Source organism: Archangium lansingense (assembly GCF_026626635.1).
In the GTDB taxonomy this organism is placed as follows: domain Bacteria; phylum Myxococcota; class Myxococcia; order Myxococcales; family Myxococcaceae; genus Archangium; species Archangium lansingense.
The window spans coordinates 12,584,265-12,596,518 of record NZ_JAPNKA010000001.1 but is presented as its reverse complement, the minus strand read 5'-3'; the positions used below and the strand labels follow the sequence as shown (position 1 = coordinate 12,596,518).

Sequence of the window (12,254 nt, the reverse complement as noted above, 5' to 3'; positions counted from 1 at the left end):
CCTTTAATCGCATTAATTCTCGTTTTCTGCGGATCCGGAAAGTTCCGGAGCAGGAGGGGTGCGAGCCAATGCGGAAGATTTTGGGAGCAGTCGCGGCAGTGATGCTGTTTGGCTGTGGAGGCAGCGCGCGCACGGAGGATGCGCGGCCGGTGGACGGCCTGGAGCTGAAGCAGGAGTCGGGCGTGGTGTCCGGCCGCTTCGCGCAGGCGGGCACCGTGGCTCAGTTCTCCTCGCGAGAGGTGGAGCCCGGCGTCTACCGGATTGAGGTGCGGCAGAACGGCATGACGCTGGCGGGCCTGGTGGACGCGGCCAACGGCGTGTCGGACCTGGACGGCTTCGCGGAGGAGACGGGACAGGACACGCAGATGCTGGACGGGGACCGCGAGGCGCTGTCTGCCCTGTACGCGGCGCTCAACGCGCAGATTCCGGCGGGTGACGCGGCGGCGCCCGAGGCCAGGTACCTGCGGCGCGCGGTGAGCCTCTGGTCTCAGCACCCCAGCTCGGTGGAGCTGCAGCGCACGGTGATGGGCGAGCAGGGCCGTGGCTACACCATGCTGTGCAGCTACGCGAAGTGTAACGGCGCCTGGACGGGCAGCTGCGGCGGCTCCTACAACTGGTACTCGTACGCCAAGCACGACTGCCAGCACGGTGGCTTCGACCTGGCGAAGAACCAGCAGATTGCCCAGCTCGGCGACCACACCTCGTGCAGCGGCGACGAGTACTACCTGAACGGCAGCACGTGGGTGTGCGGTGAGCCGGACCACTGGAGCCGCCCGAAGGTGATGGGCATCTGCTTCGGCCGCTGCGGCGGTGGCTGCGGTGGTGACACCCAGTACACGCTGGACGCCACCAACCACGACGGCTGCGTGCGCAACGGCCACGCGCTGGCGAGCGCCTACTGCGACGACCAGTTCGTCTCCGCGAGCGACGACGAGATGTTCGCTGGCAACTGCTACTGATGATGCGCTGGCTGAACAGGAGGGCGGTGCCGAGCGCCGCGTTGTGGCTGGGCCTGGTGGCCGCCCTCGGCTGTAACACGGAGTCTCGGAAGACCGAGGCCGCGCGGGCCACGGTGCAGAGCTTCTTCGAGGCGCTGCCCGCTGGGGACTGCGCGGTGCTCGGCCCCTTGCTGACTGGCAAGGCGGGCGACACCTGCCAGGCGACCGTGGAGGAGATGAACGAGCACGGCCTCTCCCTGGTGGAGGTGCTGGACGCCCGGGTGGACGGGCGGGACTCGAGCGCGGTGGTGGTGCGCGCGCGGGTGGCTCGGGATGGGCAGGTGCGTGAGGAGCCGATGCTGCTGCGCGTGGAGCAGCACCCGGAGGGCTGGAAGCTGCGCTTGTAGAGGGCGGCGTGCCGGGCCCTTTTGGGAGAGAATGGACGAGCGATGAACAACCGGTTCCGTTTCCTTCTGCCTCTCGGCGCGGCCCTGCTGTTGGGGGCCGCGTTGATGCTGCATTTCCTGCCGACTGGGCCCCAGCCCACGACCCCGGGCGGGACGCCGCCGTCGCCGTCGGTGTCCGCGGCCTCTACGTCCACAGCGGTGTCTACGCCCGCGGCTGTGCGGGCGCAGCGGCCCGAGCCGATGAAGTCCGAGCCGCAGGCGGTGGTGTCGGAAGGGCGTGGGGCGACGGTGGTGCCGATCGGCCCTGGGGACGTGGTGCCGGAGCCCGAGGTGGCGAATCCGTTGCCGCAGCAGAACGAGCCCATCGAGCCGGAGAAGCCGCAGACGGCGGAGTGGAAGCACGGGAAGCTGGTGCGCATCACGGAGCTGATGGCGCGGGACGTGGAGCGGCTGGAGGAGGAGCGGCAGGCGGCGGAGGCGAGTGGAAACAAGGAGGAGGCGAAGAGGCTGGCGGTGCAGCTCTCGCGTCACCGGGCGAGGCTGGAGAGGCTGCACGAGCAGAAGGCGGCGTTGACGGGGCAGGCGAGCCACGAGAAGGTGACGCAGTAAGCGCTACCCACGCGAGAGGGTGAGCACGTCCCCCGCGCACGAACTTCCCCTCTCCCACCGGGAGAGGGACGGGGTGAGGGTATCGGATGAACCCGGGTTGCGATCACCCTCTCCCTCTGGGAGAGGGCAGGGGTGAGGGTCTACGCACTGCTCCCGTACTCCTGAGCCTCGTGCTGTGGACACTCTGTGGTGCCTGTGCCCCGACCCCGTCGGCGCCACAGACGCCCATGAACCGGACGGACGCCGTGGTCTTCGGCACCGAGGCTCCGGATGACGCGGCGGTGGTGGCCCTCCTGGCCCGGCGAGCGCGCTGCACGGGAGAGCCCCTGACGCTGTTGTGCACGGGGGCGCTGATCGCTCCGGACGTGGTGCTGACGGCGGCGCACTGCCTGGAGATCTTCGGGACGGACGGGGCTTACGAGGTCTTCCTTGGAGCGAGGCTATTACCGGAGCCAGAGCCCCAGGGCCGCTTCGTGCGAGTCGCGCGAGCGGTGCGGCATCCGGGGTACGACCGGACGACACACGCCAACGATGCGGCGCTGCTGCGCCTGTCGCGTCCGGTGGACGTGTCTCCGCTCCCACTCGCCGAGCCCGGGAAGGTCTCCCTGGAGGCGGGCCTGCCCGCGCGAGTCGTCGGCTTTGGCGAAACGAGGGACGCGAGTGCACCGCCGGGCCAGAGGCGCCAGGGAGAGCTACAGCTGACGGAAGTGGAGGCGGGCGCGTTCCGTGCCGGAGCCTCGCCAGCGATGAGCTGCGTGGGTGACAGCGGTGGGCCGGTGCTGGTGCGGGGAGTGGAGGGGCAGGAGATGCTGGCGGGAATCACGGCGAGCGGCGACGTGGCTTGCCGGGAGGAGGCCTTCAACGTCCGGGTGGACGCGCTGCTCGAGGACTTCATCCACCCCTTCCTCGCCGAGCCGCTGGAGCCCCAGGGTCCGCACCTCGCGCTCGAGTCGCTCTGCACGGCCTCGTGCACGAGCGATGCACAGTGCCCAGCGGGGCTGGCCTGTGAGTCGGTGGCGGGAGGGGAAGCGGCGCGTTGCCTCCAGCCAGCGTTGCAGGAGGGGAACTACGGCGCCGTCTGCTCCGAGGATGCGCAGTGCGGAACGGGCGGCGTGTGCGCGCGCCTGGAGCCCGAAGGCGAGGACGCGTGCCGCTGCTTCACTCCTTGCGGCCAACCCCCACCACCGCCCCCCGAGGAGGCGAGCGGTTGCACGGGGGCGCCGGGCGCAGGCCTGTGGGCGTGGCTCGCGTGTGCTTGGGTGCTCGTGGGCCCCCTCGTGGCGAGGAGGCCCGGTAGGAGGTCGTGAGCGCTCAGCCGCCGTGGATGGGCAGGCGCTTGCGAGGACCCCCGCGGTGGGTGATGTCCATCTCGCTCGGGGCCTTCTTGCGGCCCTGCACGGGCGAGCCGCGTTTGCTGCGCGTCTCCTGCCGCTGCTTGGCCTCGTTGCGGGGATTCTTCGGACGCTCCTCGCGGCGGTAGGCGGCGGCCGCCTCGGTGGGGACCGTCTTGCTGTGCGGCCCGTGGCGGTACTGGGTGGCGGCCTCGTTTGGAATCGTCTTGCGGCGCGAGGTGGTGCTACCGGTCTCGGGCAGGGGCAGCTTGAGGCTCTGGGCCGTCTTGCCCTCACCGGGCGGGCGGCGCCGGCTGACGGAGCGCTCGTTGCTGCGGGCGGTGCCGACGATGCCGCGGCTCTTCTTGAGGGCGTGGGCGCTCTTTCCGGCGGGAACATCGCCGACGTCCGAGGCCTTCACCGTCACGGTCGTGCCCTTGGCCTTGGCGCGCTTGGCACGCGACTGCTGGGTCTTCTCTGGCATGAGTTCTTCCCCCACGTGTAGGTAGGGATGACCGGCCGGAATGACCAGGGGGGCCGGTCCATCTGTCGGGTATGGGTTGTCGGTTCTGGCGGTCGCACTACACGTTGCCGCGCTTCGTCTTGCGCCGGGTGACGGTCCGCTTGCCGGGCCGTACCTCGGTGGTGGCGGGCCCCAGTCCCACGGGCTCCGTCATGGCCGGGCCAGGGGTGGCCTTGCGCATCAGCTTCTGCCGCCGCAGGGCCGCTGCCTGGTCGCGGGGCACCGTCTTCTTCCCCTTGCTGACGCCCTGGGACTGAAGGTTGGGCTGCGCCTCGTCGGCGCTCGTCACCCGCCGCTTGTTCTTGATGCCTGCTACCCGGGTCCTGACTGCCATGAGTGACCTCCTGCATCGGAGGTAAGGACACCCGGGCCGTTTTTCCATCCCCCGCGGGTTGACCCGTACGCCGGGCGCCTGCTGGCTCAGCGCCCCATCTCGGCCGAGGCCTTCGGGCAGTCCTTCACCACGGCCTGGGCCTGCGCGTCTCCGTCCTCCGCATCGCTCGCCGCGCGCGACACCGACGTGGAGCACTTGAAGGGGGAGGGCGTTGCCCTGCCGTGGCAGCAGCGCCACCCGTCCAGCTTCTTCAGGTAGGTGAGCGCCTCGCGCCGGGTGGGCATCACCATGAACCACACCGAGGCGAACACCATCACCAGCCAGAAGCCCTGCCAGCCCAGGCCGCGCTGCCACTCTTGGTGAACGGCGGCACCGCCTCCGGCTGTACCTTCTGGAGCCGGTCGCAGTAGCGCCGCTGCAGGAAGGGCGAGATGACCAGGTCCACTGGGAGGAGGACGGCTCGGAACAGGCCTCGACCGAGACCCGGCGCACTCCCATCCACCACCAGCCGCAGGCTCATCACGCCGCGCCACAGCGTCCACCCGCTCAGCCCGCCCGCCGCGGACATGAGGAGCCACGTCACCACCCCAGCCACGACGAGCGTGCCCGGCGTCCGGTCCACGTCCATGGCCCGCAGCGCCCCCCAACCCAGCAGCACCGAGGTGGCCAGGTCCAGCAGGTCCGCGAACCACAGCCGCCACAGGTAGCGCGTGTCGGCCGGTTCAAACTCCGAGGAGAACAGCGCGTCGCTCATTCGTTCCCAGCATAGTCCGCGAAACGCGCCCGTCTCTGATTTGTTGCGCCCGATTGCTACCCGCCGCTGCGCTTGAGGTGCATCTGGCTGGGTGGCTTCTTGCGCCCGCGCACGGGGGCCTCCGGGTGCGGTGTCTTCGGCAGGCGGGGCTCCGAGGCCGGGCCCAGCCGTGCTCGAGCCATGAGCCGCTCGCGCCGCAGCAGCGGGAGCTCATCCCGGAAGGGAATGGGTTTGCCTTTGCTCGTCTGGGGGCCATGTTGCACGGCGTGTGTCGCCGCGTGGCGCCGGTTCTTGATGCCCACCGTGTCCGTTCGAACCGCCATGGGTGTCTCCCTCCTCGCAAGGTGAGGAATGAGCGCGTGGGGCGGTACCGGCATCTCAGCGGGGAGCGGACGAGGGCGCTGATCGGCTGCTCGCGCAGGGGAGGGCCGGAGGAGGCCAGGGGCCTGCCCTCGAGCCTGGCGCGGGGGTGCTCAGGAGGTGCGGCGCTTGCCGCGGAAGATGACCTCGGCGGGGAACAGCAGGCCGTCTTTGGGGGGATTTTGGGAAGCGACCGGGGAGGCGTCCGAGCGGCGCCGCGCCTTCGCGGGCTTCTCGTTAGCCGTCTCCACCATCGTGGCCTTCACCTCATGGTTCGAGAGGTTGGGCAGGGCCTTGAGCGGAGGCAGGTGCTCCTTGCGGCAGCTCCGGCACCAGGACTGCGGCCGACGCTCGCCCCGGATGATGCGGGTGCCGAAGTCCTGCTCCGTCGGGCCCACGTGGCTGCAGCGGGGGCAGCGCGACAGCGCCGTCTTGCCGAGCTCCTTCGCGAGCTGCCGCCCGTGCTGCACCACCAACGCCAGCGCCGTGGCGAAGCCCAGCTTCTTGGGCGCCGACCCCGACTTGCGAGCTCTCTTCTTCCGCCCGCTTCCGCTCTGGACAGGCATCTGGTCCGCCCCGTCGAGAAGGTTGCCCTGCTCAAGGACTCGCAACGCGCCGCTGGTGGTCGAGTGGCTCACGGCTCTACTCATACTAGGGGGGTCTGACACGCCCTGCTGATCGGCCAGGTCGCCTGGCTGCCCCCCTGGTTCCCGGCCCTCCCCGTCCTGGCTCGCCTGCCCTCCCCCGGTCCCCAGCGCCCCCTTTCTGATCGCCCGCCTCCCTCCACCCCCCGGCCCGTGCCCACCTTCCAGGAAACGACACTCCAGGAGAGCGACATGGCCGACACGCCCACCGGCGGCCCCCTCAGCCGCAGCGAGAAGCGTCACCAGTCCCACCTCGGTTCCTCCTACGCCGCCTTCATCAAGCACCTGGCGGAGGCGGGAAAGTTGGAGGCAGGGGTAGTGGAATGTGCGGCGGTGTCGGTGGTCAACGCACTGCTGCACCGCATCCAGCCGGACGAGGCGAAGGATCTGCAAGCGCAGCTGCCGCGCAAGCTGTTGGAGTTCCTGCCCAAGGAGGGTGGGGAGAAGCCGGCGCGGAGCTACGGAAGGACGCGGGACGACTTCCTGAAGGTGGTGGCGGAGGATCTGGGCAAGGACGTCTCCGAGGTGGAGCCCATCGTGCGCGCCGTCTTCCTGGGCCTGCGCGAGCACATCTCCGAGGGCGAGGCCCAGGACGTGGAGAGCAACCTGCCCAGGGACTTGCAGGACCTGTGGCGGCGCACGCAGTAACGCACACTACTCCCTCTCCCTTCGGGAGAGGGGAAATGGCCGCGGGGAATGCATCAGTGTCCCAGGGGCACTCCTTCGCGGACCTGCTTGAAAGGGCTCAAGGCGCGCCCGTGTCGCCCCCGGTGGTGCTGGGAGGGAACACGGGCGTGCCGCCCGGCGTGGTGGGGTCGTGCGGGAGGCTGCCGCGCGGGCTGCGCAGGTAGACGAAGGGCGTGGCGAAGAGGAAGTTGCTCACCCGCGACGTATAGATGTCCGCGTAGCGCTCCACCTGGCGGGCCAGGTGGCTCTTGTCGTTGCCCGCCCGCGTCAGCAGGCCCCAGATGGGGTTGGACAGCTCGCTGGCGGCGCGGGCCATGGGGCCCAGCTCCGTGTCGAGCGCCTCCAGTTGCAGGCGCAGCTCGGCGGCGCGCGCGTGGAGCTGCTCATCCGGGGGCGAGGGCTCGCGCGGGCCGTAGCCGATCCGCCTCCGCTGCAGCTCCAGCCGAACCTGGCAGGCCTCGGCCTCCAGCCGCTCCTTTTGCACCATCCGCTCCTCCAGCCGCGCCTCGGTGGCCCGGAAGGCGCTGATGGCGCGGATCTCATCCTCTAGCTCGCGGATGACGAGCGCGGTGCGCCAGCGCAGCACGCTCTTGGTGACGTGCACGTCGCCGAACATGTGATCGCCCACGTAGAGAATCTCATCCCCGCTCATGCCCAGCGAGCGCTCCACCTCCAGGGCGCTGCCGCCGAAGTAGGGCACCCCCGGCCGGAGCGGCCCCGAGTGCGGACGCAGCAGGCCCTCCTGGCCTGGTGCCGTCACCACCTCGAAGAGCGAGGAGCGCGTGGTGAAGAACTCGGGCTTGCGCGCGCTGACGATGACCACGTCGAACAGCTCACGCCACGTCATCCCCTTCAGGTACGGGTCGAACGCCGCGTGCATCATCGGCAGCGTGTAGGCCCACTCGCTGTTGGTGATGAGCAGCAGCTTCTTGCCCGCGTTCTTCTGATCCAACAGCGCCAGGGCCGTTTCCGGCTCGGCCAGCACGTAGCGCCCCGGGTCGGCGATGATCTCCGCCTTGAGGAACCCCTCCATATGGGTGGCATCCAGGCTGCGGCGCACGTGCTCGTAGACGTCCGTGTAGCCCATGGGGCCGGGGAGCTTGCCGGCATCCAGCAGATCCACCACCTGGGCGTAGAGACACGCCTCGGAGAGTGAGAACAAGGTGTTGAGAAAGACCCAGCGGCGCTCGGCCAGGTCGACGATGGTGCGGGCGTACTCGTTGCGCTGGGCCTCGAAGTCCATGGGCCGGGTGCCATGGAGGGCCTTCTTCACGAAACCGAAGCGGTTGGCCTTGAGGAGGTTGCCTTTTTCGGTGTCGATGATCAGGCCGCGCATGGCCAGCATTGGATCAAAGGTGAGGTGGCCTACGGGCCAGCCCTGCGCCACGAGCCGATTGCGCATGTGCTCGTAGGCTCTCTGTTCCCACGCTTCCACTTTGTAGTGGATGAGCGTGTAGTCCATGTCATAGCCGATGGCCTTGATGGCCCTCATGTTGAGGGTGCGATTACAGAAGAGCCCGCGCTCGGGTGGGGGGGCTGTCAGGTTGCCGGTCATATGCCTACCTTCGTGCCCTGGCCGGTGCCAAAAGTCGATCCTTACTGGCGGTGGTGGTGTTGGTGGAGGGCGGGGAGCTGGCCGGGACCCGTCCTGAGTGAGGGGAGTCGAACATGAGGAGTCTTCCGGGACTCGCGGTTCTGGTGGTGGCGTTGGTGTCGGGCGGGGCGAGTGCCGAGGAGGAGTGGGAGACGCTCTCCGATGGAGAGGTGAAGATCCGGGTGCGTGAGCGCTCGGACATCCCCGGGGGCCGCGAGGTCTGGGCAGAGGGAGTGCTGGGCGTCGGCATCCAGGACATCCAGTCGGTGCTGAGAGACCACGAGAGCTTCCGGCACTGGATGCCGTACGTGACGGAGTCGCGAGTGCTGTCCGTGGGGCCGGAGGGGACGCGCGTGACGTACACGCGGCTGAACCTGCCCGTCATCTCCAACCGGGACTACGTGCTGCGCGTGGTGGACGAGCAGCTGCTGGAGGCGGACGGGACGGGGCAGTTCCGCCAGAAGTGGGGCTCGGAGAACCAGGCGCTGGCGGAGCGAGAGGGCGTGGTGCGGCTGCGCCACAACCAGGGCAGCTGGGTCTTCACTCCGCGCGGAGAGGGCAAGGCGCACTTCGTCTATCGCTTCACGGTGGAGCCCGGAGGCGCCATCCCTGGCTTCCTGGCGGGCTTCGGCCAGAAGGACGCGGTGATGGACACGGTGCGCGCGGTGGAGAAGCGGGCGCGCAAGCTGGCCTCGGAGCGGGTCGCGGCGAGCCAGACGTCCTCGGGGGCGCCCCGGCCGCTGTGAGGAGTGTGCTGGGCGTGGTGCACCTCAGGACAGCCCCACGCCGAGCAGCACCAGGGTGAGGGTGCCGGCCACGCCCAGCGTCCAGCCGATGGAGTGCAACCGCCGGGGCGAGGGCAGCGCCACGCACAGCCCAAGCGCCACGAGGCTCACTGGCAGCAGCGCCAGCACGCGCAGCGGGTGCAGCCCAGAGGTGAGCGCCCAGAGGACGGCGGTGACGAGGACGGCGGCGACCAGGGCCGCGCCCATGCACCGCAGCCGCTCGCGATGGGCGTGGGGCCGATGGCTGGCGATGACGGTGCGCACCGCCAGGGTGGCCAGTCCAAAGGACAGCCCGTAGGTGCCCCAGAGCGTCAGCGCGGTGGGCGCCGGCAGTCCCCCGGCCATGGCGATGGGCACAGCCCACGCTCCGAGCGCGAGAGCCGCGAGCACCTCGCCCGAGAGGGTGCGCTCCTGCCGATTCCAAGCGAGCAGGAGCACCTCACCGCCCAGGATGAGGGGCATCATGAGGAAGGGCCGGGCCTCGGGTGGCAGGGAGACGGCGCCGAGCACGAAGGCCAGCGCTCCCAGCCCCCCCACGGCGAGACCCCACCACCGGGCGCGGGTTCCATCCCGCTCGCCGCGGCGTGCGCCCCGGTGTCCGAGCAACAGCAGCAAGGGCTCGTGGGCGAGCAGACAGGCGAGGGCGGCGGCCGACAGCCAGAGGGCACTGGCGGGAGCACCGGAGACGAAGAGGGCGGTGGCCAGGGGCAGGCCGAGCTGGAACCAGACGCCGTGCTCGCGCGGGAGGAGCCCCTGGAGGAGAGCGCCCGGAGTGGGGTGAGTGGAGAGGGAAGTCATCGAAGGTCCTCGCGCGATGGGGCCCTGGGTGAGGCCCGCCGGCACTCGGAGCAAGGGGTGTTCCAGCCCGGTTGCGGGGGAGCGCGAGGTTGCGTGCGCAAGGGGTGCACAGGGCTTCGGGGCGGCCCGCAAAGCTTGCGCGCGGCAGGCCTCTCCCAGGGGACGGAGCGGGAGGCACGTTTCCTGAAATGGGCCGGACCTACTGACCGGCTGCCCCTGGGGCGCGCCGGAGAAGTGGGGAAGCACCATGGACATGCTGACGATCGAGGCCCGGACGGCGCTGTTGCAGCGGCGGAGCAGCCTGCGAGGCCTGCTGCGGCTCAACCTGACGGAGGCCGAGAGGCAGCACAGCAGGCAGGAGCCGGACCTGGTGGACGAGGCGGCGGAGGAGAGCGCGGAAGAGGTGCTCGTACGTCTGTCGGAACGGGAGGAGCGGGAGCTGCGCGACATTGATGACGCGCTGGTGCGCATCGAGCAGGGCCGGTTCGGGCACTGCGCGCGCTGCGGCGGGGCGATCGGCCGGCACCGGCTGCGGGCCATTCCCGAGGCTCGTCACTGCATGGAGTGCAGCGCGCAGGAGAGGCGCTGAGGCCTCTCCCGAGGGGTCCTCAGTGTGACGCGCTCTTGAACTCCTCGGACGCGGCCTGATGGAGGCCCAGGGCGCGCGCGTAGCTGCCGGGCGCGTTGGAGCCCCAGGTCGTCGCGCTCCCGTAGGTGAGCGCTCCACAGCCAGGGGCGCGGAAGCGCACCGTCCCCTCCTTGACGTGGCCCGAGGGACAGGACCACTCGAGGATGGCCGTGTACTTGGTGGTGGAGTCACAGCCGAGCGGCGTCTCCTGCCGGGTGGCAGCCGCCACCAGCTCGCGAACGATGCGCTCCCCTTCCGCGCGGGAGAGCTTCTTCGACCCCAGCTTGACGGGCTTGTTGTCGAGGCTCTTGCCCGAGAGCTCGGCTCCGTCCGAAGACAGCTTCACGGAGAGCTGGCCCTCGACCTGGTGGAAGCAGCCCAGGTTATCGAGGTGGAGCTTCATCGATGCGGGCGCGGTGGTGAGCACGCAGTCGAAGGGGGTCTCGGGGGATGCAGTGCGGCCCGAGGCCACCGCGAAGTCGTAGGCATCCAGGGGACTCGTGCTCGGTTCCCAGAGGCGCCCGAAGTCCTTCGAGCGCAGCAGCTCTCCCGTGCCGAGCTCGGCGAGCACCGTGTCCTCCTTCAGGAAGGCCAGTGCGCGGATGGGCGTCTGGGGAACGCGACCCAGTTGGAACCAGGTCCGGCCCTCATCGTGGGAGGCGGCGAGCTGCTCGCCGGCCCACCCCAGCCACGTCTCGGGTGACTTCCGGACAAGGCCTTCGAGCGGGGTGAGGACGCCCGAGCCCTGGCTGACAGGGGGACCCTTGCGCACGAGCTGGCCCGAGACGGAGAGGGCCAGCCGCATCTCGCGCTGGTCCGCGACGACCAGGGCCACGACGGTGTCCCCTCCCGGGCTGGTCGCGTGCTCGGCCTCTCCGAGGAAGGGAACCCACTGCTCCACCGGGACGCCCTCGCCAACGGGTCCGACGGTGATGAGGTGCCGGCCATCGGGAGTCCGCGCGGCGGCCAGGGGCGTGTTCAGCTCGTCCTCGGTCCACGGCCTGGCGTGCCACGTCTTCCCGGCGTCGGTCGTGAGGTACCGCTCGCGGTGGCCCCCGACCCAGGCTGCCTGGGGGGTGAGCCGCACCACGCGGCGCAGGTACTTCAGGGGCTGCTCGAAGGGCACGTGCTGCCAGCTCGTCCCGCCGTCCTCGGTGGCCCAGACGGACCCATTCATGCCCACGGCCCACCCGCTCTCCGGGGAGAGAAAGGACATATCCATGCAGCGGTCATCGCGATTGAACGGTGAGTCCTTCAGCTCGTGCCAGCTCGCCCCGGCGTCGTCGCTGCGGAAGAGCTTCCCGGACGAGCCACAGAGCCATGCCCGCTCACCCACTCGCTCCACCGCATAGACATAGAGGTCGTCCGTGAGCGGAATGGACTGCCAGGAGAGCCCCGCGTCCGTCGTGCGCAGTACCCGTGCGCCAATGGAACCGGCGGCGATGCCAATCTCGGGAGTGAACCAGACGAGGGTGTCGAGGGTGATGCTCGAACCGGCGAGGAGGGACTTGCGCAGGGCCCAGCTGGCCGTTGCGTCCAGTTGCCACGAGCGGCCGGCGTCCGCGCTCCGCAACACCTGGTTGGCCGAGCCCCTGCCATTCGCGAGGAGCCACACGTCCTCCGGTGTCCGGCTGGAGACGACTTCTGGACGGAAGATGAGCTCGCGGATGCCCAGGTCCACCGAGGGCAGCGGCGGCGGGACCTGAGCCGGGGCGGGAAGAGCCAGCAGCAGCGCGGCGAGCACGGCAGGCATCAGAGAGACAGGTCGCATGGCGAGGAACCCCGGGCATCAGCGTAGCCCAGCCCGCTGGCCAGGGTCACGGGGCTGACCGGGCCCGTCAGGGACTCGCGGGCGTTGGAGC

General features: G+C 70.1%; 16 protein-coding genes. 7 read left to right on the top strand and 9 right to left on the bottom strand.

Features of this window, described 5'->3' with window-relative positions; translation table 11 throughout:
• The first annotated feature begins 68 nt into the window (after window positions 1–68).
• The 4 genes from OV287_RS50580 to OV287_RS50565 all read left to right on the top strand — a co-directional run bounded on the left by OV287_RS50580 (window position 69) and on the right by OV287_RS50565 (window position 3,261).
• Window positions 69–959 (top strand): hypothetical protein, encoded by an 891-nt coding sequence (locus OV287_RS50580; protein WP_267541284.1) that lies wholly within the window; start codon window positions 69–71, stop codon window positions 957–959.
• Entirely contained in the window at window positions 959–1,345 is a 387-nt protein-coding gene (locus tag OV287_RS50575) for a hypothetical protein (RefSeq protein WP_267541283.1), read from the top strand. The genes OV287_RS50580 and OV287_RS50575 overlap by 1 nt, the downstream gene beginning before the upstream one ends.
• Before the next feature lie 42 nt (window positions 1,346–1,387).
• A complete protein-coding gene (locus OV287_RS50570) occupies window positions 1,388–1,954 on the top strand; it encodes a hypothetical protein (RefSeq protein WP_267541282.1) in 567 nt (188 codons plus the stop codon).
• A gap of 227 nt (window positions 1,955–2,181) precedes the next feature.
• A complete protein-coding gene (locus OV287_RS50565) occupies window positions 2,182–3,261 on the top strand; it encodes a S1 family peptidase (RefSeq protein WP_267541281.1) in 1,080 nt (359 codons plus the stop codon).
• Between the two features lie 4 nt (window positions 3,262–3,265).
• On the opposite strand, the gene OV287_RS50560 is transcribed toward OV287_RS50565, so the two are convergent.
• From OV287_RS50560 to OV287_RS50535, 6 genes are all read right to left on the bottom strand, one after another.
• Window positions 3,266–3,769: a hypothetical protein gene (locus OV287_RS50560; RefSeq protein ID WP_267541280.1), complete on the bottom strand. Its 504-nt coding sequence runs from the start codon at window positions 3,767–3,769 to the stop codon at window positions 3,266–3,268.
• 97 nt (window positions 3,770–3,866) lie between these two features.
• Window positions 3,867–4,142: a hypothetical protein gene (locus tag OV287_RS50555; protein WP_267541279.1), complete on the bottom strand. Its 276-nt coding sequence runs from the start codon at window positions 4,140–4,142 to the stop codon at window positions 3,867–3,869.
• Window positions 4,143–4,228: 86 nt separating this feature from the next.
• Entirely contained in the window at window positions 4,229–4,459 is a 231-nt protein-coding gene (locus tag OV287_RS50550) for a hypothetical protein (RefSeq protein WP_267541278.1), read from the bottom strand.
• A complete protein-coding gene (locus OV287_RS50545) occupies window positions 4,456–4,896 on the bottom strand; it encodes a hypothetical protein (RefSeq protein WP_267541277.1) in 441 nt (146 codons plus the stop codon). The genes OV287_RS50550 and OV287_RS50545 overlap by 4 nt, the downstream gene beginning before the upstream one ends.
• A gap of 56 nt (window positions 4,897–4,952) precedes the next feature.
• Window positions 4,953–5,219 (bottom strand): hypothetical protein, encoded by a 267-nt coding sequence (locus OV287_RS50540; RefSeq protein ID WP_267541276.1) that lies wholly within the window; start codon window positions 5,217–5,219, stop codon window positions 4,953–4,955.
• Window positions 5,220–5,369: 150 nt separating this feature from the next.
• Window positions 5,370–5,894, bottom strand: a complete 525-nt coding sequence (locus OV287_RS50535) for a hypothetical protein (RefSeq protein WP_267541275.1) — start codon at window positions 5,892–5,894, stop codon at window positions 5,370–5,372.
• 198 nt (window positions 5,895–6,092) lie between these two features.
• Between OV287_RS50535 and OV287_RS50530 the strand changes: the two genes are divergently transcribed.
• The gene (locus tag OV287_RS50530) at window positions 6,093–6,548 is read left to right on the top strand and encodes a DUF2267 domain-containing protein (RefSeq protein WP_267541274.1); all 456 of its coding nucleotides are present in this window, start codon (window positions 6,093–6,095) and stop codon (window positions 6,546–6,548) included.
• Window positions 6,549–6,645: 97 nt separating this feature from the next.
• Here the strand turns inward: OV287_RS50530 and OV287_RS50525 are convergent, their stop codons facing one another.
• Complete coding sequence (locus OV287_RS50525; protein ID WP_267541273.1) at window positions 6,646–8,142, bottom strand: HAD-IG family 5'-nucleotidase; 1,497 nt, start codon at window positions 8,140–8,142, stop codon at window positions 6,646–6,648.
• Window positions 8,143–8,255: 113 nt separating this feature from the next.
• On the opposite strand from OV287_RS50525, the gene OV287_RS50520 reads away from it, so the two are divergent.
• On the top strand, window positions 8,256–8,927 hold the full coding sequence (locus OV287_RS50520) for an SRPBCC family protein (protein WP_267541272.1): 672 nt from the start codon (window positions 8,256–8,258) through the stop codon (window positions 8,925–8,927).
• Window positions 8,928–8,951: 24 nt separating this feature from the next.
• Here OV287_RS50520 and OV287_RS50515 read toward each other — a convergent pair whose 3' ends face one another.
• The gene (locus OV287_RS50515) at window positions 8,952–9,764 is read right to left on the bottom strand and encodes a YwiC-like family protein (protein ID WP_267541271.1); all 813 of its coding nucleotides are present in this window, start codon (window positions 9,762–9,764) and stop codon (window positions 8,952–8,954) included.
• Window positions 9,765–10,011: 247 nt separating this feature from the next.
• Here OV287_RS50515 and OV287_RS50510 point away from each other — a divergent pair, with 247 nt between their 5' ends.
• Entirely contained in the window at window positions 10,012–10,353 is a 342-nt protein-coding gene (locus OV287_RS50510) for a TraR/DksA family transcriptional regulator (protein ID WP_267541270.1), read from the top strand.
• Between the two features lie 19 nt (window positions 10,354–10,372).
• Here OV287_RS50510 and OV287_RS50505 read toward each other — a convergent pair whose 3' ends face one another.
• The gene (locus tag OV287_RS50505) at window positions 10,373–12,163 is read right to left on the bottom strand and encodes a YCF48-related protein (protein ID WP_267541269.1); all 1,791 of its coding nucleotides are present in this window, start codon (window positions 12,161–12,163) and stop codon (window positions 10,373–10,375) included.
• Window positions 12,164–12,254 lie beyond the last annotated feature (91 nt).

What these genes read in the sequence shown, in the direction of transcription:
- OV287_RS50575 (WP_267541283.1), top strand. Translation starts at nt 959, where the DNA reads ATGATGCGCTGGCTGAACAGGAGGGCGGTGCCGAGCGCCGCGTTGTGG.
- OV287_RS50560 (WP_267541280.1), bottom strand. Translation starts at nt 3,769, where the DNA reads ATGCCAGAGAAGACCCAGCAGTCGCGTGCCAAGCGCGCCAAGGCCAAG.
- OV287_RS50545 (WP_267541277.1), bottom strand. Translation starts at nt 4,896, where the DNA reads ATGAGCGACGCGCTGTTCTCCTCGGAGTTTGAACCGGCCGACACGCGC.
- OV287_RS50505 (WP_267541269.1), bottom strand. Translation starts at nt 12,163, where the DNA reads ATGCGACCTGTCTCTCTGATGCCTGCCGTGCTCGCCGCGCTGCTGCTG.
- OV287_RS50525 (WP_267541273.1), bottom strand. Translation starts at nt 8,142, where the DNA reads ATGACCGGCAACCTGACAGCCCCCCCACCCGAGCGCGGGCTCTTCTGT.
- OV287_RS50515 (WP_267541271.1), bottom strand. Translation starts at nt 9,764, where the DNA reads ATGACTTCCCTCTCCACTCACCCCACTCCGGGCGCTCTCCTCCAGGGG.
- OV287_RS50510 (WP_267541270.1), top strand. Translation starts at nt 10,012, where the DNA reads ATGGACATGCTGACGATCGAGGCCCGGACGGCGCTGTTGCAGCGGCGG.
- OV287_RS50530 (WP_267541274.1), top strand. Translation starts at nt 6,093, where the DNA reads ATGGCCGACACGCCCACCGGCGGCCCCCTCAGCCGCAGCGAGAAGCGT.
- OV287_RS50540 (WP_267541276.1), bottom strand. Translation starts at nt 5,219, where the DNA reads ATGGCGGTTCGAACGGACACGGTGGGCATCAAGAACCGGCGCCACGCG.
- OV287_RS50570 (WP_267541282.1), top strand. Translation starts at nt 1,388, where the DNA reads ATGAACAACCGGTTCCGTTTCCTTCTGCCTCTCGGCGCGGCCCTGCTG.
- OV287_RS50580 (WP_267541284.1), top strand. Translation starts at nt 69, where the DNA reads ATGCGGAAGATTTTGGGAGCAGTCGCGGCAGTGATGCTGTTTGGCTGT.
- OV287_RS50555 (WP_267541279.1), bottom strand. Translation starts at nt 4,142, where the DNA reads ATGGCAGTCAGGACCCGGGTAGCAGGCATCAAGAACAAGCGGCGGGTG.
- OV287_RS50565 (WP_267541281.1), top strand. Translation starts at nt 2,182, where the DNA reads ATGAACCGGACGGACGCCGTGGTCTTCGGCACCGAGGCTCCGGATGAC.
- OV287_RS50520 (WP_267541272.1), top strand. Translation starts at nt 8,256, where the DNA reads ATGAGGAGTCTTCCGGGACTCGCGGTTCTGGTGGTGGCGTTGGTGTCG.